This window comes from Massilia sp. BGA-UO-ETr-WB1 (genome assembly GCF_059567845.1).
Genome location: NZ_JCAQOT010000026.1, coordinates 940,950 through 965,616 on the forward strand (window position 1 = coordinate 940,950; position 24,667 = coordinate 965,616).

Below are 24,667 nucleotides of genomic sequence, written 5' to 3' on the forward strand. Positions count from 1 at the left end.
GTCCGCGCGCGGACGCGGGAATAAAAAAACGGGACCCGAAGGTCCCGTTTTTTATTCCGCTGTGGCGGCGGCTTTCTTGGCGGCCGGCTTTTTGGCGGCGGCTTTCTTGGCTGCCGGTTTCGCGGCTGCCTTCTTGGCAGCCGGCTTGGCTGCCGGTTTGGCGACTGCTTTCGCGGCGGACTGCTTGGCCGGCGCTGCTGCTGCGCCGCCGTCGCCTTCCGCGCCTTCGGCCGCATCGGCCTTGCCCGCTTTCGGCTTGGCGCCCGGCTTGGCTTTGCGCTCTTCGAACTCGAAGCTGATCTTGCCGTCCTTGCCCTTCACCAGGAAGGCCTTGAACGGACGGCGCGTGCGCTGCGACACGAAGCCCGGCAGCAAGTCGGTCTTGCCGTCGTTCAGCAGCTTGCTCATCTGCTCCGGCAGGATTTCCTGCTGCAGGATGATGCGGCCGCTGCGGAAGTCGCAGGTCTTCGGCTTGGCTACGCTGCGCTCGCAGACATAGGCCAGGCCCATCTCGTACACGCTGGCGGCGCATTTCGGGCACGGGCCCACCGGCGTCTGGCCGGTGAAGTCCACGCCTTCGCCGTCCTCGCCTTCTTCGTCGTTCTGGCCGAAGTCGAACTCCAGCTTGAAGTTGCTGATGTCCTCGTCACGCACGATGCGCAGGATGGCGGCGAACGGACGGCCCATCTTGGAACGGAAGCCTTGCAGCGGACCAATGGTGCGGTCCTTCAGCAGCTGCTCCACCTCGGCGATTTCGAACTGGCGGCTGCCCGGCGTCTTGCTCATCGAGAATTCGCACTTGGTGCAGGCGAAACGGCGGTAGTTCTCTTTCACCACGCCGCCGCAGTTCGGGCACGGCGTCGTCAAAGTGGCGTAGTCGCCCGGTATCGTCTCGTTGTCGTATTCCTTGGCGCGCTTGACGATGATTTGCGTCATCTGGGCGATTTCGCGCATGAATTCTTCGCGCGAAATGCGGCCCTTTTCCATCTGCGACAGCTTGTATTCCCATTCGCCGGTCAGCTCGGGGGCGGTCAGCTCGTTCACGCCCAGGCCGCGCAGCAAGGTCATCAGCTGCGACGCTTTCGCGGTCGGCATCAGTTCGCGGCCTTCGCGCAGCAGGTATTTCTCGCCCAGCAGGCCCTCGATGATGGCCGCGCGCGTGGCCGGCGTGCCCAGGCCCTTGCCGGACATGGCGTCGCGCAGCTCGTCGGAGTCGATCAGCTTGCCCGCGCCTTCCATGGCCGACAGCAGCGTCGCCTCGGTGTAGCGCGCAGGCGGCTTGGTGACCAGGCCGTTGGCCGTGACTTTCTCGGTGTGCACCTTCTCGCCCTTGGCGACCGGCACCAGCATGCCGCTGCCTTCCTTGTCGTCGTCGGCGGCCACGTCCTTGCCGTAGATGGCCATCCAGCCGGCGTTGGTCATGACCTTGCCTTCCGTCTTGAACTGGTGGCCGGACACTTCGGTGTAGCGGGTGGTGACCTGGAACTCGGCGGCCGGGAAGAACACGGCCATGAAGCGGCGCGTGACCAGGTCGTACAGTTTCTGTTCAGGCTCGGACAGGTTCTTCGGTGCGATGCCGGTCGGAATGATGGCAAAGTGGTCCGAGATCTTGCTGTTGTCGAAGATGCGCTTGTTCGGCTTGACCCAGCCCTTGGTCAGGATCTGCTTGGCGAAGCTGTGGTAGTTGTGGTTCTCGCCCAGCACGCCCAGCACTTCCTTGACGGTGTCCAGGTAGTCTTCCGGCAGGTGGCGCGAATCGGTACGCGGGTAGGTCAGCACCTTGTGCTTCTCGTACAGCGCCTGGGCCAGGCCGAGCGTGTTCTTGGCCGAGAAGCCGAAGCGGCCGTTGGCCTCGCGCTGCAAGCTGGTCAGGTCGAACAGGCCGGGCGCCATCGAGGTGGTCGGCTTCGACTCCTCGGTGACATTGCCCTGGCGGCCCTTGCAGGCCAGCGCGATGCTGTCGGCGGCGGCCTTGGACCACAGGCGCTCGGCGCGCTTTTCCGGATCGTTCTCGTCCTTCTTGAAGCTGGAATCCATCCAGCGGCCTTCGTACACGCCGGCCGCGCAGATGAACTCGGCGCGCACTTCCCAGTAGTCGCGCGAGACGAACTTCTTGATTTTCTCTTCGCGCTCGACCACGATCGACAGGGTCGGCGTCTGCACCCGGCCCACGGTGGTCAGGTAGAAGCCGCCCTCTTTCGAGTTGAACGCGGTCATGGCGCGGGTGCCGTTGATGCCGATCAGCCAGTCCGCTTCCGAGCGGCAGCGCGCGGCGTCGGCCAGCGGCAGCATTTCGTCGTCCGAGCGCAGGTTGTTGAAGCCTTCGCGGATCGCGTTGGGCGTCATCGACTGCAGCCACAGGCGCTGCACCGGCTGCTTGGCTTTCGCGTTCTGCGCGATCAGGCGGAAGATCAGTTCTCCTTCGCGGCCCGCGTCGCATGCGTTGATCAGGCCGGTGACGTCCTTGCGTTTGATCAACTTGTTGAGCACTTTCAGGCGCGACTCGGTCTTGGCGATCGGGTTCAGCGCGAAGTACGGCGGGATCATCGGCAGGTGCGCGAAGCTCCATTTGCCGCGCTTGACGTCGTGCTCTTCCGGCACCGCGATTTCCAGCAGGTGGCCCACGGCCGAGGACAGCACATATTCGTCCGACTCAAAGTACTCATCGTGCTTGGTAAAGCCGCCCAGCGACTTCGCGATGTCGTTCGCGACAGATGGCTTCTCGGCGATGATGAGGGTTTTGCTCATAGTTTTCGTATTCTCTTGTTTTTTTACTCTGGATTTGGCGCAGCATGCGCATCATACAGAACATTCTTATACCGCATGCTGAACTTTTGCAATCCCGGCAGGGTTGCCGCAGTATGGCGGCATGGCGCTGCCGTTGCATAGGGTAATCTTGCACAGGGTATTCTTGCATTCTTGCAGCTTGCAAGCGGGGAACAACGGGAAGCGGGTTCAGTGCAGCAGGCGCGGCATCTGATCTTCATCGGAACCGAACAGGTCGTCGAACATCAGCGCGTCCGGTTCCTTGCCCTGGCTCCACAGCAGCATCAGGACGATGACCTTGAGCTTGCCCAGCGACACGGGAATTTCATCCAGCGCCAGCGCGCGTTCAATCACGATTTCCCGCTGCAGCGGCGACAGCACCTGGGCGCTTTCGAGGAACTGGATGAAGCCGATGGCGGCGGTGCCCAGCGCGTCCTGCTCCTCTTCCACATAGTAGCGGGTGCCGGTGGACGCGGCCGTCAGCGATTGCTCGACACCGGCCATTTCATTCAGGTCGGTCAGCCAGACCAGCGCCTCGGAGATCTCTTCATCGTCGAAACCGACGGCCGACAGTTTCCTCGCCAACGCGGCCGGTTCCGGGCACGCATCGGGGCGGTAATAAGTCTCGTAGAGATAAACAAGGATGTCGAACATGGCGCTACTCTAACAGTTAAGAACGGCGAAACACAAGCCCTGCACCGCATCGTCACTGGCTGCGGCGGGTCAGGCGCTGAAAAATTCCTCCCGGCAATCTCTCGACCAAGCCGGCCAGCTCCAGCGCCAGCAGGTGGCTGTGCGCGTCGGCGGCGGACAGGCCGGCGCGCAGGGCCAGGGCGTCGGCATGGGCCGGGTCGTGGCCGAGCGCGGTCAGCACCGCGTCGAGCTCGGCGCGCAGCTGGGCGGTGGCCTGCAGCCGCTCGGCGCCGGCGCCGGACGGCGCCGCCGGCAACAGTTCGACCAGCACGTCGGCGGCGGACTCGGCCAGTTTGGCGTTGCCCTCCCGTATCAGCGCGTTGCAGCCCTTGCTCAGCGCGGAGTGGATGGAACCGGGCACGGCGAACACGTCGCGTCCCTGGTTGAGGGCAGAGCGCGCCGTGATCAGCGATCCGGACTGCGCGGCCGCCTCGATCACCAGCACGCCGCGCGCCAGGCCGCTGATGATGCGGTTGCGGCGCGGAAAGTTGTCCGGCAGCGGCGGCGTGCCCAGCGGATACTCGCTGACGATGCAGCCCTCTGCGGCGATGCGCAGCGCCAGCTCGCGGTTGCGGGCAGGATACACGCGGTCGATGCCGGTGCCGACCACGGCCACCGTGCCGCCTGCCGCCGCCCCGGCGGCCAGCGCGCCGCTGTGCGCGGCCGCGTCGATGCCCAGCGCCAGCCCGGACACCACGGTGAGCCCGGCCGCCGCCAGGGCTTCGGCGAAGCGGTCGGCGTTGGCCACGCCCTGCGCGCTGGCGTTGCGGCTGCCGACGATGGCCACTGCAGGCTGGTACAGCAGCTCGCGCCGCCCTCTTGTATACAGTAGCAGCGGCGCGGCCGGGATATTGCTCAGCTGGGGCGGGAAAGCCGGGTCGTCCAGCGCCATCAGCGCATGGCCGGGCTGCTCCTGCCAGCGCAGCGCGGCCTCGGCCAGGCGGGCGCACTCGGCCAGCAGCGCCGGCGGCGGGCAGCGCAGCGCCTGCACGGCGGCAGGCACCAGCTTGTCTGCCAGCACCTCGCACAGCAGGCTGCCCAGCGCGGCGGGGTCGGCCTCGAAAACGCGGCCGGGATGTTGCAGTTCAGATATCAGCTCGGCGCCGGCGGCGACGCCGACGCCGGGCGTCAGCTGCAGACGCAGCCAACTGGCGAGCACCGCGCAACTCAAGGGTTGCGCGGCGGCGGGGGCGGGGGTATCCGTGGCTTGCACGGCGGGGGTTACTCCGGCGATTTGGCGACGTCGCCCACTTCCACTGGCGCCGTCACCTGCATGATCAGGCCGTAAGAAATATGCTTGAACACGCGGAAGATAAACAAGCTGCCCACTTCCTCGTCCGGCAGCTTGACCTGCGGTTTGCCCAGGTTGTGCCAGCCTTTGCTGGCGCCCGGATCGATCACCGTCTGCCCCTTATGGTACAGCTGCAGCACGGAGCCGATATCGAGTCCGTCAAGCTTTCCGCGATTAATGCTGACAACCTGGTTCTGGCCCGCGTGGCTCACGCCGCCGTAAATGGCCACCACGGCCGCGTCCACCTGGCGCTCCGGCGGGTGCGGCACGTAATTCTGCATCGGCGTGGGCGGCGCCTGCATCAGCAGATCGCCCTTGCCCATCTCTTCCTTGGCGGTGGCCACGGTGAAGGTGTGCACTTCGGAACCCGGCTTGGCGGCCGTCACCAGCTTGAGCGTGCCTAAATAGAAAGCTTCCTGGCCGATCACGGCCTTGGTGACCGGGTCCTTCAGCGGTTTGCCGGGACGGAACACCTGGAACGAGGTGCCTCCCTTCAGGTCGCCGCGCACATAGGCTTTTTCATCCTTGCCGAGGAACACGTGGCCTTCCTGCGCCGCGATGATGCGGGGCGCGTTCTTCAGCTCGTCCTCTTCGATGATCAGCGGCTGGGTCAGGAAGGGTTCGATGTCGCCGGTCGGGATCGACTGCACGGCATCCTTGCCCAACCCTTCCATGCGCAACTGCGGCGACAGGCGCAGCGCGGACGGGTCGCCCGACCCGCTGCCGCTGCCGGCCCCCACCCGGTTGCCCAGGCGCAGGCGGCCAGCGGCGCGGTCCAGGTAGACGATCTGGCCCGGATAGATCCAGTGCGGATTGCGGATTTCCTCGCGGTTCATGCCCCACACCTGTGGCCAGCACCAGGGACGGTCGAGGAACTTGCCGGAAATATCCCACAGGGTGTCGCCCTTGACCACCACGTGCTGGTCCGGCGCGTTGGGCCGGAATTCGCAGGTCAAGGCCTGCGCCGAGGCTGCCGCTGCACCGGAAATGAGCGTCGCGATCAACAGGCGTGCGCCGACTGTGCTAAAATTTTTCATTGAGATGTCCGTTAAAGGCGGGCATGGACGAAAGGCTGGATCGCGACCTGAGGGTTGCCCTGCTGAATCAAATTCTGCCCATAATACCCTGAACTAGCAAGAGAAACCACGCTGCGCAGCAGGGTGCGCCTGTTGCATTTTTAAGTCACACGACCAATCCGCATGTCCATACTGAATATTCTCCGCTATCCCGACCCGCGCCTGCACAAGATTGCGCAGCCCGTTACGGCCTTCGACGCGCGCCTGGCCAAACTGGTCGGCGACATGGCTGAAACCATGTACGAAGCGCCCGGCGTCGGCCTGGCCGCCACCCAGGTGGACGTCCATGAGCGCGTTGTCGTCATCGACATTACCGAAGACAAAAGCAACCTGATCGCCTTCATCAACCCGGAAATCATCTGGGCCAGCGAAGAGCGCCAGGTATACGACGAGGGTTGCCTGTCGGTGCCCGGCGTGTACGACGGCGTGGAGCGTCCCTCCCAGGTAAAAGTGCGCGCCTTCGACGTCAAGGGCGAACAGTTCGAACTGGAAGCCGACGGCCTGCTGGCCGTGTGCATCCAGCACGAAATGGACCACCTGATGGGCAAGGTGTTCGTGGAATACCTGTCGCCGCTGAAGCGCAACCGCATCAAGACCCGCATGATCAAGGAAGAGCGCGGGCTGGCGCGCGAGAAAGCGCTGCGCGAGCAAGGCCGCCGCATCTGATGCCAGTACATGGCCGGCGCAGTCCGGCCATGTTTGTTTTGTGCCAACCAGTTTAGTGCCACCTCCAGAGGACAAAAGATGAAAATAATCTTCGCGGGCACACCCGAATTCGCAGCCGTTGCGCTGCAAAGCCTGCACGAGGCGGGTTTCGAGATCCCCCTGGTGCTGACCCAGCCCGACCGCCCTGCCGGACGCGGCATGCATTTGCACCCGTCCGCCGTCAAGCAGTACGCCGTGGCGCACAACATTCCCGTCGCGCAGCCCCTGTCGCTGCGCATGGACAGCAAAGACCCGCAGCGCGCCGCCGAGGCCAAGCAAGCCCATGAGCTGCTGCTGGCGACCGATTACGACGCCATGGTGGTGGCCGCCTACGGCCTGATCCTGCCGCGCAGCACGCTCGACATCAAGCCCTGCATCAACATCCACGGTTCGCTGCTGCCGCGCTGGCGCGGCGCCGCGCCGATCCACCGCGCCATCGAAGCCGGCGACGCGGAAACCGGCGTCACCATCATGCAGATGGAAGAAGGCCTGGACACCGGCCCCATGCTGCTGATCGAGCGCCTGCCGATCGGCCCGCAGGACAGCACCGGCATACTGCACGACAAGCTGGCCGCCATGGGCGCGCGCATGGTCGTCAAGGTGATGCAGAAGATGGAGCACGGCATCGTGGAAGCGGTGCCGCAGCCGGAAGCGGGCGTCACCTACGCCGCCAAGATCAGCAAGGAGGAAGCGGCGCTGGACTTTTCCCAGTCCGCGCGCGCGATCGGCCGCAAGATCCGCGCCTTCAATCCCTTCCCCGGCGCGCACGGCGACGTGAACGGCGTGACCATCAAGCTGTGGGGCGCGGAGGTACTGGACGCCGACAGTTCGGCCCCGGCCGGCCAGGTGCTGGCGGCCGACGCGCAGCACGGCATCGTGGTGGCCTGCGGCGGCGGCGGTTCGCTGCGCCTGACCGAACTGCAAAAGCCGGGCGGCAAGCGCCTGCCGGCCAGCGAGTTCATCAAAGGCTTCGCGCTGGATGGCCTGCGCTTCGCCTGAGCGGTGAGCGCGACCTTGCCGGAAGCGGTGCGCATCGACCAGCTGGCTGCGCTGCGCGCCCTGCGCCGCGTAGTCGAACTGGGCAGCTTCACGGCTGCCGCCGAGGCGCTCAACCTGAGCCATACCGCCGTCTCGCGCCAGGTCAAACAGCTGGAAGCCCACCTCGGCGCCCAGCTGCTGAACCGTACCACGCGCCGTTTCGCCCTCACCGATGCCGGCAAACAGTACTACGAAGCCAGCCGCCAGATCCTCGACGCCCTGGACGACGCCGACCGCGCCGTCGGCCAGCACCAGGCGCGCCCGTCCGGCAGCCTGCGCATCAACGCGCCGATGGCCTTCGGCACGCTGGAGCTGGCCGCCTGGCTGCCCGCGTTCATCGCGCAATATCCCGAACTGAAAGTGGACCTGGTCTGCAACGACCGCATCGTCGACCTGATTGAAGACGGCTTCGACGTCGCCCTGCGCCTGACGCGCAGCCTGCCCGACTCCACGCTGATCGCCAAAAAACTGGCCGGCAGCCCGCTGCTGCTGGCCGCCAGCCCGGGCTATCTGAAGCAGCACGGCACGCCGCGCACGCCCGCCGAGCTGGGGCGGCACAACTGCCTGGTCTACACGCAGGCGCAGCACCCGCGCGAATGGACTTTCAGCAGCCCCGGCGGCGGCGAGGAGACCGTCAGCGTGCAAGGCAGCCTGCAAGCCAACACCAGCGTGGCCCTGCGCGCGGCCGCGCTGGCCGGCCTGGGCGTCATCAGCGCGGCCGCCTTCATCGTGCATGAAGACGTGCAGCGCGGCGCCCTGGCCGCGCTGCTGCCGGACTACCCGCAGCGCCCGCGCGAACTGTACGCGCTCTACCCGCAGGGCCGCCACCTGTCCCCGAAAGTGCGCGCCTTCATCGACTTCGCCACCGCCCACTACCGCGAGCGCGGCTGGGCCTGAGGCCGGCCTACGCCGGGCTTGCAGCAGCCATCGCCTTCTGCACCGCGCGGTATTGCTGGGTGAGGCCGCCGTAGCCCCAGGCGGCGGGGCGGGCGTCGTCGATGTGGACGTAGCTGACCTCGTGCAGCGGCCCCAGCAGCCCCGCCATTTCCTCGAACACGGCCTTGATGTAGGCCGCCTTTTCAATCGCGGTGTTGGTCTCGTCGGTGATTTTAATGTCGAGGAAGAAGCTGCTCTTCTCCTGGTGCGCCAGCGAAGCGGCGCCGATGTACCAGTGCTGCGCCGGCACATGCGAAATGGCGATCGACGTCAGCGGCTGCGCCTTGTGCAGGATGTCATTGGTCAGGCGCAGCAGGATGGCGGCGGCACGCTGCGATTGTTCGGCGCTTGGAGCGGTGGACAGGGTGAGGTTCAGGATGGGCATGGCGCTACTCCTACAAGTGGTTAAGGTGTAGCCATCGTAGGCCCCCTTCACCACCCGCACCAGCCGTGGCGGCGCACAAGATTTGTGCGCCTGGCGCACTACCGCTTCAACTGGCGGATAGGCGACACGCGCGGCAGCACGTGGCGCCGGCTGCGCACTTCCTTGTTCCAGTCCTGGTTGGCCTGGTGCAGCGCGGCGTCGTAGTAGCCGCGCCCATGGTCCAGGTGCAGGCTGACGATGGAATGCCGCGCGCGCACGCCGCGCACGCCGATGTTGTTCAGCCGCAGGCCCATGTTCAGGTCTTCCCCGCCGTAGGCCATGCTTTCGTCGAAGCCGCCCACTTCCAGCACGTCGTGCCGGAAGGCGCAGCTGTTGGCGCCGCTGAAGGCGTTGCGCGGCGACAGGAAATCGTAGAAGCGCTGCAGGCGCGGGTTGCGCAGCAGGCGGTTGCGGTTCTTGTCGAAGCCCGGGATGGCGCGCAGGAAGTCGTAGTCGAACAGGCGCTGGTCCAGGATCGCGGGGCGCAGGTCGTTATTCAAATGGTACGCCTCCGGCACGCTGATATGGCTGCCGCCGGCCAGGAACGCCCCCGGACGGCTCAGGCGCAGATAGGTCTCGACGAAGTCGTCGCGCGGAACGCAGTCGCCGTCGGTGAACAGCAGCAGGTCGCCGCTGGCCCGCAGGATGGCCTGGTTCAGGGCGCGGCACTTGCCGAAGCCCCGGTGTTCCTGCGTGAGGTGGATCAACGGCAGGTCCAGGTGGCGGCAATTGGCCACCGCCTCGGCGATCTCCGGGAACTCGCCGTCCTGGGAGACGATGATCTGGTCCGGCATGCGGGTCTGGGCGGCATAGCCGGTCAGGACGAATTCCATTTCGCGGCGCTTTTTGTGCGCGGAGATGATAACGGTTATCTTCATGCACGCAATGGTACCGGAACAACGGCCATATTGCTGCGGCTTATACCGCCGTTGCTGCAATGCCGTATAATTTTAGACCCGGTATTGCATGCACAGCATCCCTTCAGCCACGTCGCGAAAGTACGAAATGAACAACAAAGCCAGCCAGCCACGCTATTCCAAGACCGAAGCCCAATTGCGCGACCTGCTCGCCAAGCGCATCATGTTCCTGGACGGCGCGATGGGCACCATCATCCAGCAGTACAAGCTGGATGAAATGGCTTACCGCGGCGGCCCCGCCGGCCGCTTCGCCGACTTCGCTGCGCCGGCCAACAGCGGCGCGCGCGAGCTGTTCGTCAAGGGGAACAACGAGCTGCTGACGCTGACGCAGCCGCACGTGATCCAAGAAATCCACGAGCGCTACCTGGCCGCCGGCGCGGACCTGATCGAAACCAATACCTTCGGCGCCACCTCCATCGCGCAGGACGACTACCACATGGCCCACCTGGCCTACGAGATGAACGTGGAAGCGGCCAAGCTGGCCAAGGCGGCCACCGCCAAGTACAGCACCCCGGACAAGCCGCGCTTCGTGTGCGGCGCGCTGGGCCCGACGCCCAAGACCGCCTCCATCTCGCCGGACGTGAACGACCCCGCCGCCCGCAACGTGACCTTCGACCAGCTGGTCGCCGCCTACTACGAGCAGGTGCGCGGCCTGGTGGACGGCGGCTCCGACGTGCTGCTGGTGGAAACCATCTTCGACACGCTGAACTGCAAGGCCGCGCTGTTCGCCATCGACCAGTACTTCGAGGAGCGCCCGGAGCAGGAACGCCTGCCGCTGATGATCTCGGGCACCGTGACCGACGCCTCCGGCCGCATCCTGTCCGGCCAGACCGTGCCGGCCTTCTGGAACTCGGTGCGCCACGCGCGTCCGCTGACCATCGGCCTGAACTGCGCGCTGGGCGCGGCCCTGATGCGCCCCTACGCCGAAGAGCTGTCGCAGATCGCCGACACTTTCGTCTGCATCTACCCGAACGCCGGCCTGCCCAACCCGATGAGCGACACCGGCTTCGACGAACTGCCGGCCGACACCTCGGCCCTGCTGCGCGAATTTGCCGACGCCGGCTTCATCAACGTGGCCGGCGGCTGCTGCGGCACCACGCCGGACCACATCGCCGCCATCGCCGCGCTGTTGAAGGACACCGCGCCGCGCGCGCTGCCGGAAGTGAAAGTGGCGCAGCGCCTGTCCGGCCTGGAGCCGTTCACCATCGACGACGACTCGCTGTTCGTCAACGTGGGCGAGCGCACCAACGTCACCGGCTCGAAAGCGTTCGCGCGCATGATCCTGAACGAGCAGTACGACGAAGCGCTGTCGGTGGCGCGCCAGCAGGTGGAGAACGGGGCCCAGGTCATCGACATCAACATGGACGAGGCGATGCTGGACTCGCTGGCGGCCATGACGCGCTTCCTGAACCTGATCGCCTCCGAACCGGACATCTCGCGCGTGCCCATCATGATCGACTCCTCCAAGTGGGACGTGATCGAGGCGGGCCTGAAATGCGTGCAGGGCAAATCCATCGTCAACTCCATCTCGATGAAGGAAGGCCTGGATGAATTCATCCGCCAGGCCAAGCTGTGCCGCCGCTACGGCGCCGCCGTCATCGTCATGGCCTTCGACGAAAAAGGCCAGGCCGACACCTTCGAGCGCAAGATCGAGATCTGCGAACGGGCCTACAAGGTGCTGACCGAGCAGGTGGGCTTCCCGCCGGAAGACATCATCTTCGACCCGAACATCTTCGCCATCGCCACCGGCATCGAGGAGCACAACAACTACGCGGTGGACTTCATCAACGCCACGCGCTGGATCAAGGACAACCTGCCGCACGCGAAGATCTCCGGCGGCGTGTCCAACGTGTCGTTCTCCTTCCGCGGCAACGACCCGGCGCGCGAAGCGATCCACACCGTGTTCCTGTACCACGCCATCAAGGCCGGCATGACCATGGGCATCGTCAACGCCGGCATGGTGGGCGTGTACGACGACCTGCCGGCCGAGCTGCGCGAGCGCGTGGAAGACGTGGTGCTGAACCGCCGCGAAGACGCCACCGAGCGCATGATCGAAATCGCCGGCACCCTGAAGGCCGGCGGCAAGGCCCAGGAGCAGAACCTGGAATGGCGCAACGCCATCGTCGAGAAGCGCCTGGCGCACGCGCTGGTGCACGGCATCACCCAGTTCATCACCGACGACACGGAAGAGATGCGCCAGCAGGTGCTGGCTTCCGGCGGCCGCCCGATCCACGTGATCGAAGGCCCGCTGATGGACGGCATGAACATCGTCGGCGACCTGTTCGGCCAGGGCAAGATGTTCCTGCCGCAGGTGGTGAAATCGGCGCGCGTGATGAAGCAGGCCGTGGCCCACCTGATCCCCTACATCGAAGAGGAAAAGCTGGCCGAGGAAAAGCGCACCGGCATCGTCGCCAAACCGAAGGGCAAGATCGTCATCGCCACCGTGAAGGGCGACGTGCACGACATCGGCAAGAACATCGTCTCCGTGGTCCTGCAGTGCAATAACTTCGAAGTGGTGAACATGGGCGTGATGGTGCCCTGCTCCGAGATCCTGGCGCGCGCCAAGCTGGAAAACGCCGACATCATCGGCCTGTCCGGCCTGATCACGCCGTCGCTGGAAGAGATGGCCCACGTGGCCAAGGAAATGCAGCGCGACGAGCACTTCCGCATGATGAAGATCCCGCTGCTGATCGGCGGCGCCACCACCAGCCGCGCCCACACGGCGGTGAAGATTTCGCACAACTACGATGGCCCGGTGGTGTACGTGCCGGACGCGTCGCGTTCGGTGTCGGTGGCGCAGTCGCTGCTGACGCCGGAAAGCCGCGAGCAGTACATCGCCGAGATCGAGCAGGATTACGTGCGCATCCGCGAGCAGCACGCCAACAAGAAGGCGCTGCCGACCGTGTCGCTGGCCGCCGCGCGCGCCAACAAGGCCAAGCTGGAATTCAAGCCGGTGAAGCCGAAGTTCATCGGCCGCCGCGTGTTCAAGAACGTGGACCTGGCGCTGCTGGCCAACTACATCGACTGGGGTCCGTTCTTCCAGACCTGGGACCTGGCCGGTCCCTTCCCCGCCATCCTCACCGACGAGGTGGTGGGCGAAGCGGCCAGCAAGGTGTTCGAGGAAGGCCAGGCGCTGCTGAAGAAACTGATCGACGGCCGCTGGCTCACCGCCAACGGCGTGGTCTCGCTGCTGCCCGCCAACAGCGTGAACGACGACGACATCGAGGTCTACACCGACGACGAGCGCAGCACTGTGGCCTTCACCTACTACGGCCTGCGCCAGCAGGGCGTGAAGCCGATCATCGACGGCGTGCAGCGCCCCAACCAGTGCCTGGCCGACTTCATCGCGCCGAAAGAATCCGGTGTGAAGGACTACATCGGCATGTTCGCCGTGACCTCCGGCCTGGGCATCGAGAAGTACGAGCAGCGCTTCGAAGACGCGCACGACGACTACTCGTCCATCATGCTGAAGGCCCTGGCCGACCGCCTGGCCGAAGCGTTCGCCGAATACATGCACGAGCGCGTGCGCAAAGACCTGTGGGGCTACGCGGCCGCCGAAACGCTGAGCAACGAGCAGATGATCGCCGAAGAGTACGCCGGCATCCGTCCCGCGCCGGGCTACCCGGCCTGCCCGGAGCACACGGTGAAGGCGGACATGTTCAAGGTGCTGCAGGCCGAAGAGATCGGCATGGAGCTGACCGAATCGTTCGCGATGTTCCCCGGCGCGGCCGTGTCCGGCTTCTACTTCGCGCATCCGCAGTCGAAGTACTTCACGGTCGGCAAGATCGGCAGCGACCAGTTCGAAGACATGGCGCTCCGCCGCGGCATCGACAAGGGTGAGCTGGAACGCTACCTGGCGCCCAACCTGTAAAAAACCGGGAACCTTTGCGCGCAGCGATGGCCTAAGCTGGAGTAGTCCACTTCAACGGAGGCCATATGGAAAACAAGGTTGCTATCAAACGCTGGCAGGATCAGCTGATCCTGCTGCTCGGCTTGTGGCAGTTCATTACGCCCTGGGTGCTCGACTACGGCATCCCGTCGCAGCTGGCGTGGAATGCCTTCGTCACCGGCGCGGTCATGGCGGCGCTGGCGGCGTTTGACCTGTACAAGACGTATTTCTGGGCAGTGGTGCTGAACCTGCTGGTTGGCATCTGGGTGGCGGTATCGCCCTGGGTGCTGGCGCGGGCCGAACAGCTGGTGGTGCCGCAGACGGCGATGTGGAACAACCTGATCGTCGGCGCTGCGGTTGCCGTGCTGGCGCTGTGGGAGATGCGCACCGATCCCGAACTGCGCACGCACTGGCCGGGCGCGGCGCACCCGTAATTGCGGCGGACATGGGGGGCTGGCTGCAGGACGGGTGAGCGCGCAGGCGCGTCACCCGCCAGCCTGTTACAGCGCGTAGCGGACGACGTTGTCGCTCCACTCGAAGGCGGCCATTTCCAGCTCCACCAGTTCATCGGTGGACACGGCCAGGTCGCGCAGCGTGGGCACGATCTTGTGCTCCATGTCCTCAATCTGCTCGATGCATTCGGCCAGCTTCAGCAGGTCGCCGAAGAAGCCGCCGCGGAACATCAGCGCGTCCTGCACTTCATCGCTGACGGGGATCTGCGCCAGGATTTCGGACATCGGAATGCCGAACAGCGTATCCATCAGCGACATGATGCCGACCGTGAAAGCGATGTCGGCCGCATGGTGCTGGCTGGGGCGCAGCTTGTGCGCCAGCAGCTCCAGCAGGCGGCCGCGGGTGGTGGCCAGCATCAGCAGCGGCGTCATGCTGTGGCCGCGCTTGCTCGGCTCGGCGTACAGCATGATCTGCAGCCAGCGCTGCAGCTGGCGGCGGCCCAGGATGGTGACGGCCTGGCTCAGCGAATCGATGCGCTGGCGGGCGCCCACGGCCGGCGTGTTCACCAGGCGCAGCAGGTTCAGCGCCAGCGACACGTCGCGCTTGATGGCGCGCTCGACTTCCAGGTTGTCCGCCTCGGAGGTGACCAGCGTCATCAGCTCCATCACGGCCAGCTGCGACGGCGACAGCTTCTTGCCGCTCATGATGACCGGCTTGGCGAAATAATAGCCCTGGAAATAGTCGAAGCCCAGGTCCAGGCAGTTCTTGAATTCGTCGCGCGTTTCCACCTTCTCGGCCACCAGCTTCTTGCCGTCCTGCTTGAAGCGCGGCGCCAGCTTCATCAGGGTGGGCAGCGGCGTGCTGCGCATGCTCATCTTCACGTATTCGATCATCGGCAGCAGCGTCTGCACGTTGCCGGTTTCGGCGGTCACGTCGTCCAGCGCGAAGCTGAAGCCGTGGCTCACCAGATCGGCCATGCGGCTCAGCACCGGCGGCGTCGCTTCCATCGTCTCGACGATTTCCAGCACCACTTTTTCACGCGGCAGGAAGCCGAAGATGTCGCTCATGATGACGTCGGCATCGACGTTGACGAAGCCGAGCGCGTCGCCGATCACCTTTTCCATGCCCAGCTGCGAAGCGTGGGCGATGACGGCGGCGGTGGCGCCGATGTCGCTGGTGATGTTGGCCGGCCCCACGGGCGCGTTGCGGAACAGCAGCTCATACCCGAACAGTGCCTGGTTGCGGTCCAGCATCGGCTGACGGCCAAGGTAGAACTCGCGCACGCGCAAGCTCTTGGAAGTTGTATCGTTGGTCGAAAGGTCGATCATGGGGGATTCATCTCTGTTCGTGGTGCCGAAGGGCAACTAACCCGCTGTTTTACGCGGTTTTACGCGATTTTACCTGATATTTTGGCATCATTTGCACGGCTTGTCTCGGACAATTTTAGTGAACCCTGGGCATCAGGTATGCCATCCAGAAATACTTTCAGCTCTCCGGGTGCAAACGCGGTCCATTGTTCATTGGTGGTGAGCGGCTGGGTGACGATGATGGCGACCCGGTCGTCCGGCGTGGTGACCTCGGAAAAGTCCACGCTCATGTCCTCGTCGGACAGCTCGGCCGTCACGAAGGGATACTGGCGCACCAGGTAGTACAGATTGGTGGAACAGTGCGCGTACAGCTCGTTGCCGCTGGAGAGCATCATGTTGAAGGTGCCGTGCGCGGCGATTTCCCGCACCAGTTCCTGCAGCACGGCGCGCAGCGCGTCCCGCTCGGGATGCGCGTCGCCGAAGCGCGCGCGCAGGGTTTGCAGGATGTAGCAGAAGGCGCGTTCGCTGTCGGTGTTGCCCACCGGGCGGAAGGCGCCGTCCAGCAGCGGGTGGAATTCCTTCAGGTCGCCGTTGTGCGCGAACACCCAGTAGCGCCCCCACAGCTCGCGCACGAAGGGGTGGCAGTTTTCCAGCGCCACCCGGCCTTGCGTGGCCTTGCGGATGTGGGCGATGACGTTGCGCGACTTGATCGGATAGCGCTTGATCAGCTCGGCGATCGGCGATTCGACGGCGGCCTGGTGGTCGACGAAAAGGCGCACGCCGGCGCCCTCGAAAAAGGCAATGCCCCAGCCGTCATGGTGGGTGTCGGTGCGGCCGCCGCGCATGGCGAAGCCGGTGAAGCTGAACACAATGTCGGTCGGGACATTGCAGTTCATGGCTAGTAATTGGCACATAGTAAGGGAGAATCTGCAACAGACTCCCACCTTACCATGCCTGCAGCCTTTAATGCAGCAGCACGGGCTGGCTCATCAGGGACTCGTAGCTGCCGAGGAATTCGTCGATTTCCTCCATCGTCGGCTCGCTGGCGATCAGCTGGTTGACGTCGCGCCGGAAGCTTTGCGCCAGCACGCCCGCGATGAAGATCTCGCGCTTGCAGCCTTTATCCACGATTTCATAGCCGCCAAAGCGCAACGCTTCCAGGTCGCGGTCCGCACCGAATTCAACCACGCTGTACTGCTCGCTGTTGTAGATAAGGTTCATTTTGCTTCCTTCACGCTTGGGGCGGAAGCTGGGATTGTTCCGCCGGTCCATATTGAAGTGGGGACCGGGCGCCGCTTTTCAAGCCTCGGCTTGCAAATCGGCAGCCAGGTCCAGCAAGTCGCCATACGGAGCCGCGAGCAGCATGCTGCGCAACTGGTCCACGTGCTCCGCGTTTGCCAGGCTGATGAACAGCTGCGCTGGCGGACGGCGCAGCAGACGGTTCAATGTTACTCGCAAAACGAGATTTCCTGCGCAGCACAGGCAACCGGGGGCAATCCGCAGCACTTGCAAGCCCGTTTCGGGTGCGTTTTCGAGGGGGGAATTGGCGTCCGCCAGGCCTTCGAGGATGACGGCGGCCGGCCGCGCGGCAGGCGCATCAGCAACGGCCAGCGCAGCGGCAATGGCCGCTTCGCGCACGGCGGCGCGCGGGCCGGTGACCAGCGTGGTGCGGGTACGGATGGGGGCGGTCATGGAAACGCCGCCGGCGCCGGTCCCGGGCGCGCCGGGAGCGGCACCTGCGGCGCTGGCCATTATTGGTTCTTCTTGGCCAGCTTGCCCGGCTCCACGCCCAGCTGCTTGAGCTTGCGGTACAAGTGGGTGCGTTCCAGGCCGGTCTTCTCGGCCACCCGCGTCATGCTACCGCCTTCGCGGCCCAGGTGGTGTTCGAAGTACATGCGCTCGAAGGCGTCGCGCGCTTCGCGCAGCGGCAGGTCGAACGACAGGTTGAACATATGGCCTTCGCCCGCCGTGGCGCCGCCGCCGCGCACCGAGGCGTGGGCTTGCGGCATGGCCGGGCTGAACGGCGCGCCGGCGGCCACCGCGCCGTCTTCCGGCGGCGGCGCCACGGCCGGGCGCGGCGCCAGGGCCGGCGACCGCACGGTTTCCTGGGCGCGCGTCAGGCCTGCCTGCACTGCCTTCAGCAGTTTCTGCATGGCAATCGGCTTCTCCAGGAAATTCAGCGCGCCGATGCGCGTGGCCTCCACCGCCGTGTCGATGGTGGCGTGACCGGACATCATAATGACGGGCATGGTCAGCAAGCCGTCGCGCTGCCATTCCTTCAGCAGCGTAACGCCGTCCGTGTCCGGCATCCAAATGTCGAGCAGGACCAGATCCGGCGCGCCTTGCGCACGCGCCTCGCGCGCCTGCTGCGCGTTTTCGGCAAGCTGTATTGCGTGTCCCTCGTCGCTCAAAATTTCCGAGAGCAACTCGCGGATACCCATTTCATCATCCACTACCAGAATGTTTGCCATCTATCCCTGCCTTTTTTCATTCGCCGGTCATGCTGACATTGTAAGCCTGCATGCTAGCAATTATTTTATTAGTCTTCCAATGTTATGCCAACTGCACCGGTGCCAACTTTAACAGCAAAATCAGTACCGAAGCGCCACTTCTATCGACATGGTTCTGGATATCGATCCGTCCCCCATGTTCGTCGATAATCTTTTTCACCATCGCCAGCCCCAACCCGGTGCCGCGCGCCTTCGACGTCACGTAGGGTTCGAAGGCGCGCGCCAGGATTTTGGGTGCAAAGCCGGGGCCGTTGTCCGAGATCGCCAGGCGCACCGCGACGCGGGTGCCGCCGTCCGCGCTCTGGTAATGGATGGCCTCGGTGACCACGTCGATGCGCGGCGCCGCGCCGGCCGGCGGCTGGTCCAGCAGCGCGTCCTGCGCGTTCTGCAGCAGATTGTGGATCACCTGGCGCAGCTGGGTGGCGTCGCCCATCACCAGCGGCAGCTGCGGCGCCAGCGCCAGGTGGATGATGTCGCTGCCCTCGCCGGTCAGGTATAGGTTCAGGATTTCCTCCACCAGCGCGTTCACGTCCAGCGGCTCGAGCACGGCCGGCGGGGTGCGCGCGTAGTCGCGGAAATCGTCCACCATGCGCTTCATGGCCGCCACCTGGTTGACGATGGTGGCGGTGGCCTTGTTCAGCAAGTCCACGTCGTTCTGCTGTTCGAGCTTGGATTCAAGCTTCATCTGCAGCCGCTCCGCCGACAGCTGGATCGGCGTCAGCGGGTTCTTGATTTCGTGCGCCAGGCGGCGCGCCACCTCGCCCCAGGCGATCGAGCGCTGGGCCGAGATCACGTCGGTGATGTCATCGAACACCACGATGTAGCCGCTGCCGTTTTCCACCGGCAGACGCGAGCCGCGCGTGAGCAGGGTCAGGTCGTGGTCGTCCGGATTGACGCTCTGGGCCGGGCGCGGAATCTCGATCTGGCGCTGCCAGTGCAGGCGCTGCACGTTGCGGCCGGCGGCCGAGTGCGCGCTCTGCGCCGAGAACGCGGCCACGATGGCGTTGGCGAACTCCTGCAAGCCTTCGATCTCGGTGAGCTGCTGGCCTATCATGGTGACGCCGGCGTGCTGCAGGATGCGCTCGACCGAATCGTTGCAGCTGACCAGGCGGAATTCGCCGTCCAGCACCATCACGCCGGCCGACATATTGGCCAGCACCGACTCCAGGTGGGCCTTGGCGTTCTGCAGCGCGGCGCGGTTCTTGTCGACCGCGATGCGCGCGTCCGACAGCTGGCGCGTCATGGTGTTGAACGATTGCGTCAAGGTGCCCAGTTCGTCCGAGCTGGCCACGATGGGGCGCGGCGACAGGTCGCCGCCGGCCACCGCGCGCGTGCCCTCGGCCAGCAGCAGCAGCGGCTGGGCCAGGTCGTTGGCGATCAGGAAGGCGGCCGCGATGGCGCCGAACACGGCCAGCAGCAGGGTCAGCGTCAGCGTTTCGATGTACATCTTGCGCAGGCCGACCCGGGCCACGAAGCGCTCCTTGTATTCGCTATAGGCGGTGCGCAGCATTTCGCCGTTGGCGGCCAGCTTGGGCGGCACCGCCTGGATAATCTGCAGGAAGCGCGGCGCCAGGTGGGCGCCGCTGGGCTGCACCGGGTCCGGGATCGCCATCAGCACGCGCACCCGCAGCACGTTGGAGGCGTCCGGCAGCGGCGGCGGCGGCGCGCCCACGCGGTCGTCGCGCAGCTCGCTGCCGCCCTCTGCCTGGGCGTACGATTCCTCGCTCTTGGCCACCGCCAGCATGGGCGCGTTGGGCAGGTCGGCCGACAGGTTGATGCGCTGCGGCCCGGTGGCCGAGACGATCAGCCCGCCCTCGGCGTCGACGATGATGGCGCTTTGCGTGCCGGGATGGTTCTTGACGAAGCGCGCCAGGATGGCCGGCGCGGCGTAGAACTGTTCTTCGGCCAGCAGGCTGGCGGTTTTTTTGGCTTGCCCGTTGAGGTCGGCCACCGCCTTGTCGAGCGCGTCGCGGCCCAGGTTCAGGCCGGCGTCCAGCGCTTCCTCGATGCGCACGTTGAACCAGGAATCGATGGAATGGGAAACGAACTGCACCGAGACCAGGAAAATCACCAGGCCGGGCAGCACGCCGATGGCGGCAAACAGCAGCACCAGCCGCGTCATCAGCTTGGAGCCGAACTTGCCGGCCCGGTAGCGCGAATACAGGCGGAACAGCGACACGCCGACCAGGATCAGCAGCGCCAGCGCCACGGCCGCGTTCAGGCCCAGCAGCCAGCCGTAATAGCGGTCGAACAGGCCGGAATTGTCGGAGGCGGAGGCGAGCAGGAACAGCAAGATGCTGACTGTGGCGCCGGCAACGACAAACAGGTACCGCAAGGCCGGCGTCACTTTATTCAGCCCTGTACAGGAAAGTTTTCTTGTTCGACGCCAGGCGCCATTCGCTGTTGTTGAAAGCGTTGACCTGGATCGGCTTGGGCAGGTAGTCGCGGTCCATGCCCATGCGCAGGGTGACGTTGTAGACCTCGCCCACCTTCAGCGCGCCGCGCGGCGCCACCACCCAGCGGCTGGGGCGGCGCAGCAGGAACAGCGCGTCCTCCAGCGTGGAGAAACTCTGGCGCACGCCGCTCACCGGGCCCACGTGGTACTGCCGCGTGAGCACGTTGTAATTGATGCTGAAGGTGCGCTTGACCTTGACGGCCTTCTCGTCCACCCAGTACCAGCGCGGACGGGTGAATTCGACTTCGGTGGTGAAATACAGGGTCACGCCGAACTGCAGCGCGTCTTCCAGGCCGTGGCTCAGCTCGAAGGAATAGGCGGCCGACAGGCGGTAGCCCTCTTCGGCCGCTTCGATGGTGGCGCGGGTGATTTCAACGATCTCGTCCGAAGCGTGCGCCGGCGGCAGCACGCACGCGAACATCAGCAGCAACTGGCAGGCGAGGAGTCGAAAAAAACGTAGCGTCACGAGTGGGCCGGTACTAGTTTGCACGCATGGGGTTTTTACACATCGATTACGCATTTTTCTGGAATAACGCGTAAAACAATCCATCGTGATCCTGTTCGGCACTGCCGGTGGGCAGCAACTGACCGGGCGCATCGAGACGGGTGGCGCCATGGCGCACCGCGAAAGCGGCCGCCTGCGCCTCGGATTCTTGCGGCCACAACGAACATGTCACGAACAGCAATTTACCATTGGGGGCGAGCATCTGCCAAAGGTTGTCGAGTATTTTGCCTGAAAGTGTTGCAAGTTGGAGCGTGTCGCCCTTGCGGCGCAGCCAGCGGATATCCGGGTGGCGGCGCACGATGCCGGAGGCGGTGCACGGCACGTCGGCCAGGATGCGGTCATAGGCCTGGCCGTCCCACCAGTCCGGGTGCTGGGCGTCGGCCGCCTTCATGGTGGCGCTCAGGCCCAGGCGCTCCAGGTTCTCGCCCACGCGCGCCAGGCGCTTGGCGTCCGCGTCCAGCGCAGTCACATCGGCGTCGGCCAGCTCCAGGATGTTGCAAGTTTTACCACCCGGTGCGGCGCACGCGTCCAGCACGCGCATGCCGTCCCGGACGTCGAGCAGCTGCGCGGCCAGCTGGGCCGCCGCGTCCTGCACCGACACCACGCCGGCGTCGAAGCCGGGTATCAGGTGCACGCCGACCGGCTTGGCCAGGCGCACCGCCTGCGGGCCGATCTGGGCGGCGGCGATGCCGGCCTGCTCCAGCGTGGCCAGGTAGTCGGCCACCGAGCTGCGGCGCGGGTTCACGCGCAGGGTCAGCGGCGGCGGCTGGTTGCCGGTGCTCAGCACGGCCTGCCAGTCGTCCGGGTAGGCCGCGCGCACGGCGTCAATCCACCATTGCGGGTAATTCCACTTGGCCACCGGCTGCAGCGCGGCCGCCTCCAGCAGCTCCTTGCGCTCGCGCTGGAAGCGGCGCAGCACCGCGTTCACCATGGGCTTGGCGCGTTCGGTGTCCGGGTGGGCCCAGGCGGCGCTGACGGTCTGGTCGACCACGGTGAACTGTTCATAGGCGGACGTGCCGTCGGCGTCCTTCTGCATCAGCGGCAGCGCGCAGGCCAGCAGGGCCGACACCAGCGGCTCCGGCGCCTTCGGCGCCATCATGGCGATCAGCGCGTCGCTGTGGCCCAGCGCGCGCATGGCGCGGTAGGCGATGTCCTGCATCGCGCCGCGCGCCTGCGGGGTGGCGTTGGTGCTGGCGAACACGCCGGCCAGCGCCTGCGGCAGCGCCATGCCGGTGCGCACCTGGGCCACGGCGGTGGCCGCGCCCAGCAGCGCGAAGGCCAGCGAATCGTGGCGCAGATCGGTCTGGAAATTGACTTGCAGCGCCGGTTTCAGGTCGCGGTGGTGGCTCTCGCGGAACTCCGGCTTCGGGCGCGGCGGCGCGAACTTGGGCTCGGGCGGCGCCTTGCGCTGCTTCGGCGCAGCCTTGGCCCAGACGGACGCGGCCGTTACCGCCTCCCCGCCAGCCGCCGGGGCCGGGCGGCGCTCCTGCGCCGGGCGCGGCGCCGATGCCGGGTTGCCGGCCTGGCCGCCGGCTGGGCCGCGCGGCTTGCCGGCCGCCGGGCCTGCGCCGGCCGGCTTGGCGTACGCCGGCCTGCCTGCTGCCGGATTGCCTGCTGCCCCCTTGCCCGGAGCGCCCTTGTAAGGCGCCTTGCCCGCGGCGGATTTAGCCGGCGCGGCAGGGGTTTTCAGTTTCAGGACAGGGCGCTCTTTGGTCATCTTGTTATATCCGTAATGGCTCGCGTCCGCCCATGGCAGGGCCGAGCGGCCCGCCGGGCCGCAAAAATCGCGGAAATTTTATAAAGGTGAGATTGTAACCGGGTTGTGGACAACTCCTGCAGCAAAGTACACGCCCTGTCGCCGGGCGCGCGCCGGGCAAACGTTTCATCACTCTGGCAAACCAGTATAATTACCGCTGTTTGGCCGGGGCAAAGCTGCCGGCCGTTTCGCTTTCAGCAGATTATTTAGCGCGGTCCAGCCGCCCACACGCACATGCTCGCCCAACAGAAACAAGAGATCACCGCACTGTTCAACGCCGCCCTGGCGCCCATCCTCGACGGTTCCGGCGTCAACGCCAACGTCGTGCTGGAACGCCCGCGCGACGCTTCGCACGGCGACGTCGCCTGCAACATCGCCATGCAGCTGGCCAAACAGCTGAAAATGAACCCGCGCGAACTGGCCACCAAGCTGGTCGCCGCGCTGCTGGAGAACCCGGCCGGCAAGCACATCGTCGCTGCCGCCGAGATCGCCGGCCCCGGCTTCATCAACCTGCGCGTGACCGACGCGGCCAAGCAGGCCGTGGTCAAGTCCGTGCTGGCGCAAGGCGCGCAGTTCGGCAATAGCGACGCCGGCTCGGGCAAGCAGGTGATCATCGAATTCGTGTCGGCCAACCCGACCGGCCCGCTGCACGTGGGCCACGGCCGCCAGGCGGCGCTGGGCGACGCGCTGTCGTCGCTGTTCGGCTCCCAGGGCTACAAGGTCACCCGCGAGTTCTACTACAACGACGCCGGCGTGCAGATCCAGACCCTGGCCACCTCGGTGCAGGCGCGCGCGCGCGGCTTCAAGCCGGGCGACGCCGAATGGCCCGAGTCGGCCTACAACGGCGACTACATCCAGGACATCGCCGACGACTTCCTGGCCAGGAAAACCGTGTCCGCCTCGGACGGCGCGCCGGCCACCGCCTCGGGCGACGTGGACGACATCGAGTCGATCCGCGCCTTCGCCGTGACCTACCTGCGCAACGAGCAGGACATCGACCTGCAAGCCTTCGGCGTGAAGTTCGACAACTACTACCTGGAATCGTCGCTGTACAAGGACGGCAAGGTGAACGCCGCAGTGGAAGCGCTGGTGAAAGCCGGCGTCACCTATGAACAGGAAGGCGCGCTGTGGCTGAAAACCACCGACTACGGCGACGACAAAGACCGCGTGATGCGCAAGAGCGACGGCACCTACACCTACTTCGTGCCGGACGTGGCTTACCATATCGTCAAGTTCCAGCGCGGCTTCGACCAGGCCATCAACATCCAGGGTTCGGACCACCACGGCACCATCGCGCGCGTGCGCGCCGGCCTGCAGGCGGTGAACCTGGGCATCCCGCAGGGCTACCCCGACTACGTGCTGCACAAGATGGTCACCGTGATGAAGGACGGCGCCGAGGTGAAAATCTCCAAGCGCGCCGGCTCCTACGTCACCGTGCGCGACCTGATCGAATGGTCGGGCGGCGGCGACATCACCAAGGGCCGCGACGCGGTGCGCTTCTTCCTCATCTCGCGCAAGGCCGACACCGAGTTCGTGTTCGACGTGGACGTGGCGCTGAAAACCTCGGACGAAAACCCGGTCTATTACGTGCAGTACGCCCATGCGCGCATCTGCCGCATGCTGGAACTGTGGAACGGCGACGAAGCCTCGCTGGCCGGCGTCGACCTGTCGCCGCTGACCGCGCCGTCGGAGGCGACGCTGCTGGCCGCGCTGGCGGCCTACCCTGAAGCGCTGGCGCGCGCCCAGGCCGAACTGGGCCCGCACCAGGTGGCGTTCTACCTGCGCGATCTGGCCGCCGCGCTGCACAGCTTCTACTTCGCCGAAAAAGTACTGGTGGACGACGAGGCGACCAAGCTGGCGCGCCTGGCGCTGATGGTGGCGACCCGCCAGGTGCTGCGCAACGGCCTGGCGCTGATCGGCGTTTCCGCTCCAAACAAAATGTAATT

The 24,667-nt window shown here is 65.6% G+C and carries 20 protein-coding genes; 6 read left to right on the forward strand and 14 right to left on the reverse strand.

Features of this window, described 5'->3' with window-relative positions; translation table 11 throughout:
- Window positions 1-51 precede the first annotated feature (51 nt).
- From AC56DV_RS26635 to AC56DV_RS26650, 4 genes are all read right to left on the reverse strand, one after another.
- A complete protein-coding gene (locus AC56DV_RS26635) occupies window positions 52-2,748 on the reverse strand; it encodes a DNA topoisomerase III (protein ID WP_496317217.1) in 2,697 nt (898 codons plus the stop codon).
- A 207-nt stretch (window positions 2,749-2,955) separates the two neighbouring features.
- Complete coding sequence (locus tag AC56DV_RS26640) at window positions 2,956-3,420, reverse strand: Smg family protein (RefSeq protein ID WP_496317218.1); 465 nt, start codon at window positions 3,418-3,420, stop codon at window positions 2,956-2,958.
- A gap of 52 nt (window positions 3,421-3,472) precedes the next feature.
- Window positions 3,473-4,672, reverse strand: coding sequence for a DNA-processing protein DprA (gene dprA / locus AC56DV_RS26645; protein ID WP_496317219.1), 1,200 nt, complete (start codon window positions 4,670-4,672; stop codon window positions 3,473-3,475).
- Between the two features lie 8 nt (window positions 4,673-4,680).
- Entirely contained in the window at window positions 4,681-5,787 is a 1,107-nt protein-coding gene (locus AC56DV_RS26650) for a LysM peptidoglycan-binding domain-containing protein (RefSeq protein ID WP_496317220.1), read from the reverse strand.
- Window positions 5,788-5,949: 162 nt separating this feature from the next.
- Here AC56DV_RS26650 and def point away from each other — a divergent pair, with 162 nt between their 5' ends.
- The 3 genes from def (at window position 5,950) to AC56DV_RS26665 (ending at window position 8,466) form a co-directional block, all read left to right on the forward strand.
- Entirely contained in the window at window positions 5,950-6,492 is a 543-nt protein-coding gene (def, locus tag AC56DV_RS26655; protein ID WP_496317221.1) for a peptide deformylase, read from the forward strand.
- A 78-nt stretch (window positions 6,493-6,570) separates the two neighbouring features.
- Window positions 6,571-7,530, forward strand: a complete 960-nt coding sequence (gene fmt, locus AC56DV_RS26660; protein ID WP_496317222.1) for a methionyl-tRNA formyltransferase — start codon at window positions 6,571-6,573, stop codon at window positions 7,528-7,530.
- Between the two features lie 3 nt (window positions 7,531-7,533).
- Window positions 7,534-8,466 (forward strand): LysR family transcriptional regulator, encoded by a 933-nt coding sequence (locus AC56DV_RS26665; protein ID WP_496317223.1) that lies wholly within the window; start codon window positions 7,534-7,536, stop codon window positions 8,464-8,466.
- 7 nt (window positions 8,467-8,473) lie between these two features.
- Here the strand turns inward: AC56DV_RS26665 and AC56DV_RS26670 are convergent, their stop codons facing one another.
- Together AC56DV_RS26670 and AC56DV_RS26675 are read right to left on the reverse strand one after the other, a co-directional pair.
- Entirely contained in the window at window positions 8,474-8,890 is a 417-nt protein-coding gene (locus AC56DV_RS26670; RefSeq protein WP_496317224.1) for a tautomerase family protein, read from the reverse strand.
- Window positions 8,891-8,988: 98 nt separating this feature from the next.
- Window positions 8,989-9,807 carry a glycosyltransferase gene (locus AC56DV_RS26675; RefSeq protein WP_496317225.1) on the reverse strand — a complete coding sequence of 273 codons (819 nt, stop codon included), beginning with the start codon at window positions 9,805-9,807 and terminating at the stop codon, window positions 8,989-8,991.
- 127 nt (window positions 9,808-9,934) lie between these two features.
- On the opposite strand from AC56DV_RS26675, the gene metH reads away from it, so the two are divergent.
- Window positions 9,935-13,717 (forward strand): methionine synthase, encoded by a 3,783-nt coding sequence (metH, locus tag AC56DV_RS26680; RefSeq protein WP_496317226.1) that lies wholly within the window; start codon window positions 9,935-9,937, stop codon window positions 13,715-13,717.
- A gap of 65 nt (window positions 13,718-13,782) precedes the next feature.
- Window positions 13,783-14,169, forward strand: a complete 387-nt coding sequence (locus AC56DV_RS26685; RefSeq protein ID WP_496317227.1) for an SPW repeat protein — start codon at window positions 13,783-13,785, stop codon at window positions 14,167-14,169.
- 66 nt (window positions 14,170-14,235) lie between these two features.
- Here AC56DV_RS26685 and AC56DV_RS26690 read toward each other — a convergent pair whose 3' ends face one another.
- The 8 genes from AC56DV_RS26690 to rsmB form a co-directional block, all read right to left on the reverse strand.
- Entirely contained in the window at window positions 14,236-15,516 is a 1,281-nt protein-coding gene (locus AC56DV_RS26690) for an EAL and HDOD domain-containing protein (protein WP_496317228.1), read from the reverse strand.
- Window positions 15,517-15,575: 59 nt separating this feature from the next.
- Window positions 15,576-16,409: a class II glutamine amidotransferase gene (locus AC56DV_RS26695; RefSeq protein WP_496317229.1), complete on the reverse strand. Its 834-nt coding sequence runs from the start codon at window positions 16,407-16,409 to the stop codon at window positions 15,576-15,578.
- A gap of 49 nt (window positions 16,410-16,458) precedes the next feature.
- Window positions 16,459-16,716, reverse strand: coding sequence for a BTH_I0359 family protein (locus tag AC56DV_RS26700; RefSeq protein ID WP_056398284.1), 258 nt, complete (start codon window positions 16,714-16,716; stop codon window positions 16,459-16,461).
- A gap of 78 nt (window positions 16,717-16,794) precedes the next feature.
- Window positions 16,795-17,247, reverse strand: coding sequence for a GTPase (locus AC56DV_RS26705; protein WP_496317230.1), 453 nt, complete (start codon window positions 17,245-17,247; stop codon window positions 16,795-16,797).
- Window positions 17,247-17,966 (reverse strand): response regulator, encoded by a 720-nt coding sequence (locus tag AC56DV_RS26710; protein ID WP_496317231.1) that lies wholly within the window; start codon window positions 17,964-17,966, stop codon window positions 17,247-17,249. Before AC56DV_RS26710 ends, AC56DV_RS26705 begins: the two co-directional genes overlap by 1 nt.
- An 82-nt stretch (window positions 17,967-18,048) precedes the next feature.
- Window positions 18,049-20,352, reverse strand: coding sequence for a sensor histidine kinase (locus tag AC56DV_RS26715; RefSeq protein ID WP_496317232.1), 2,304 nt, complete (start codon window positions 20,350-20,352; stop codon window positions 18,049-18,051).
- Between the two features lies 1 nt (window position 20,353).
- On the reverse strand, window positions 20,354-20,926 hold the full coding sequence (locus tag AC56DV_RS26720; RefSeq protein WP_496317233.1) for a DUF4390 domain-containing protein: 573 nt from the start codon (window positions 20,924-20,926) through the stop codon (window positions 20,354-20,356).
- A 46-nt stretch (window positions 20,927-20,972) separates the two neighbouring features.
- Window positions 20,973-22,298 carry a 16S rRNA (cytosine(967)-C(5))-methyltransferase RsmB gene (rsmB, locus tag AC56DV_RS26725; protein WP_496317292.1) on the reverse strand — a complete coding sequence of 442 codons (1,326 nt, stop codon included), beginning with the start codon at window positions 22,296-22,298 and terminating at the stop codon, window positions 20,973-20,975.
- A 657-nt stretch (window positions 22,299-22,955) separates the two neighbouring features.
- Between rsmB and argS the strand changes: the two genes are divergently transcribed.
- Window positions 22,956-24,665 (forward strand): arginine--tRNA ligase, encoded by a 1,710-nt coding sequence (gene argS, locus AC56DV_RS26730; RefSeq protein WP_496317234.1) that lies wholly within the window; start codon window positions 22,956-22,958, stop codon window positions 24,663-24,665.
- The last annotated feature ends 2 nt before the right edge of the window (window positions 24,666-24,667 follow it).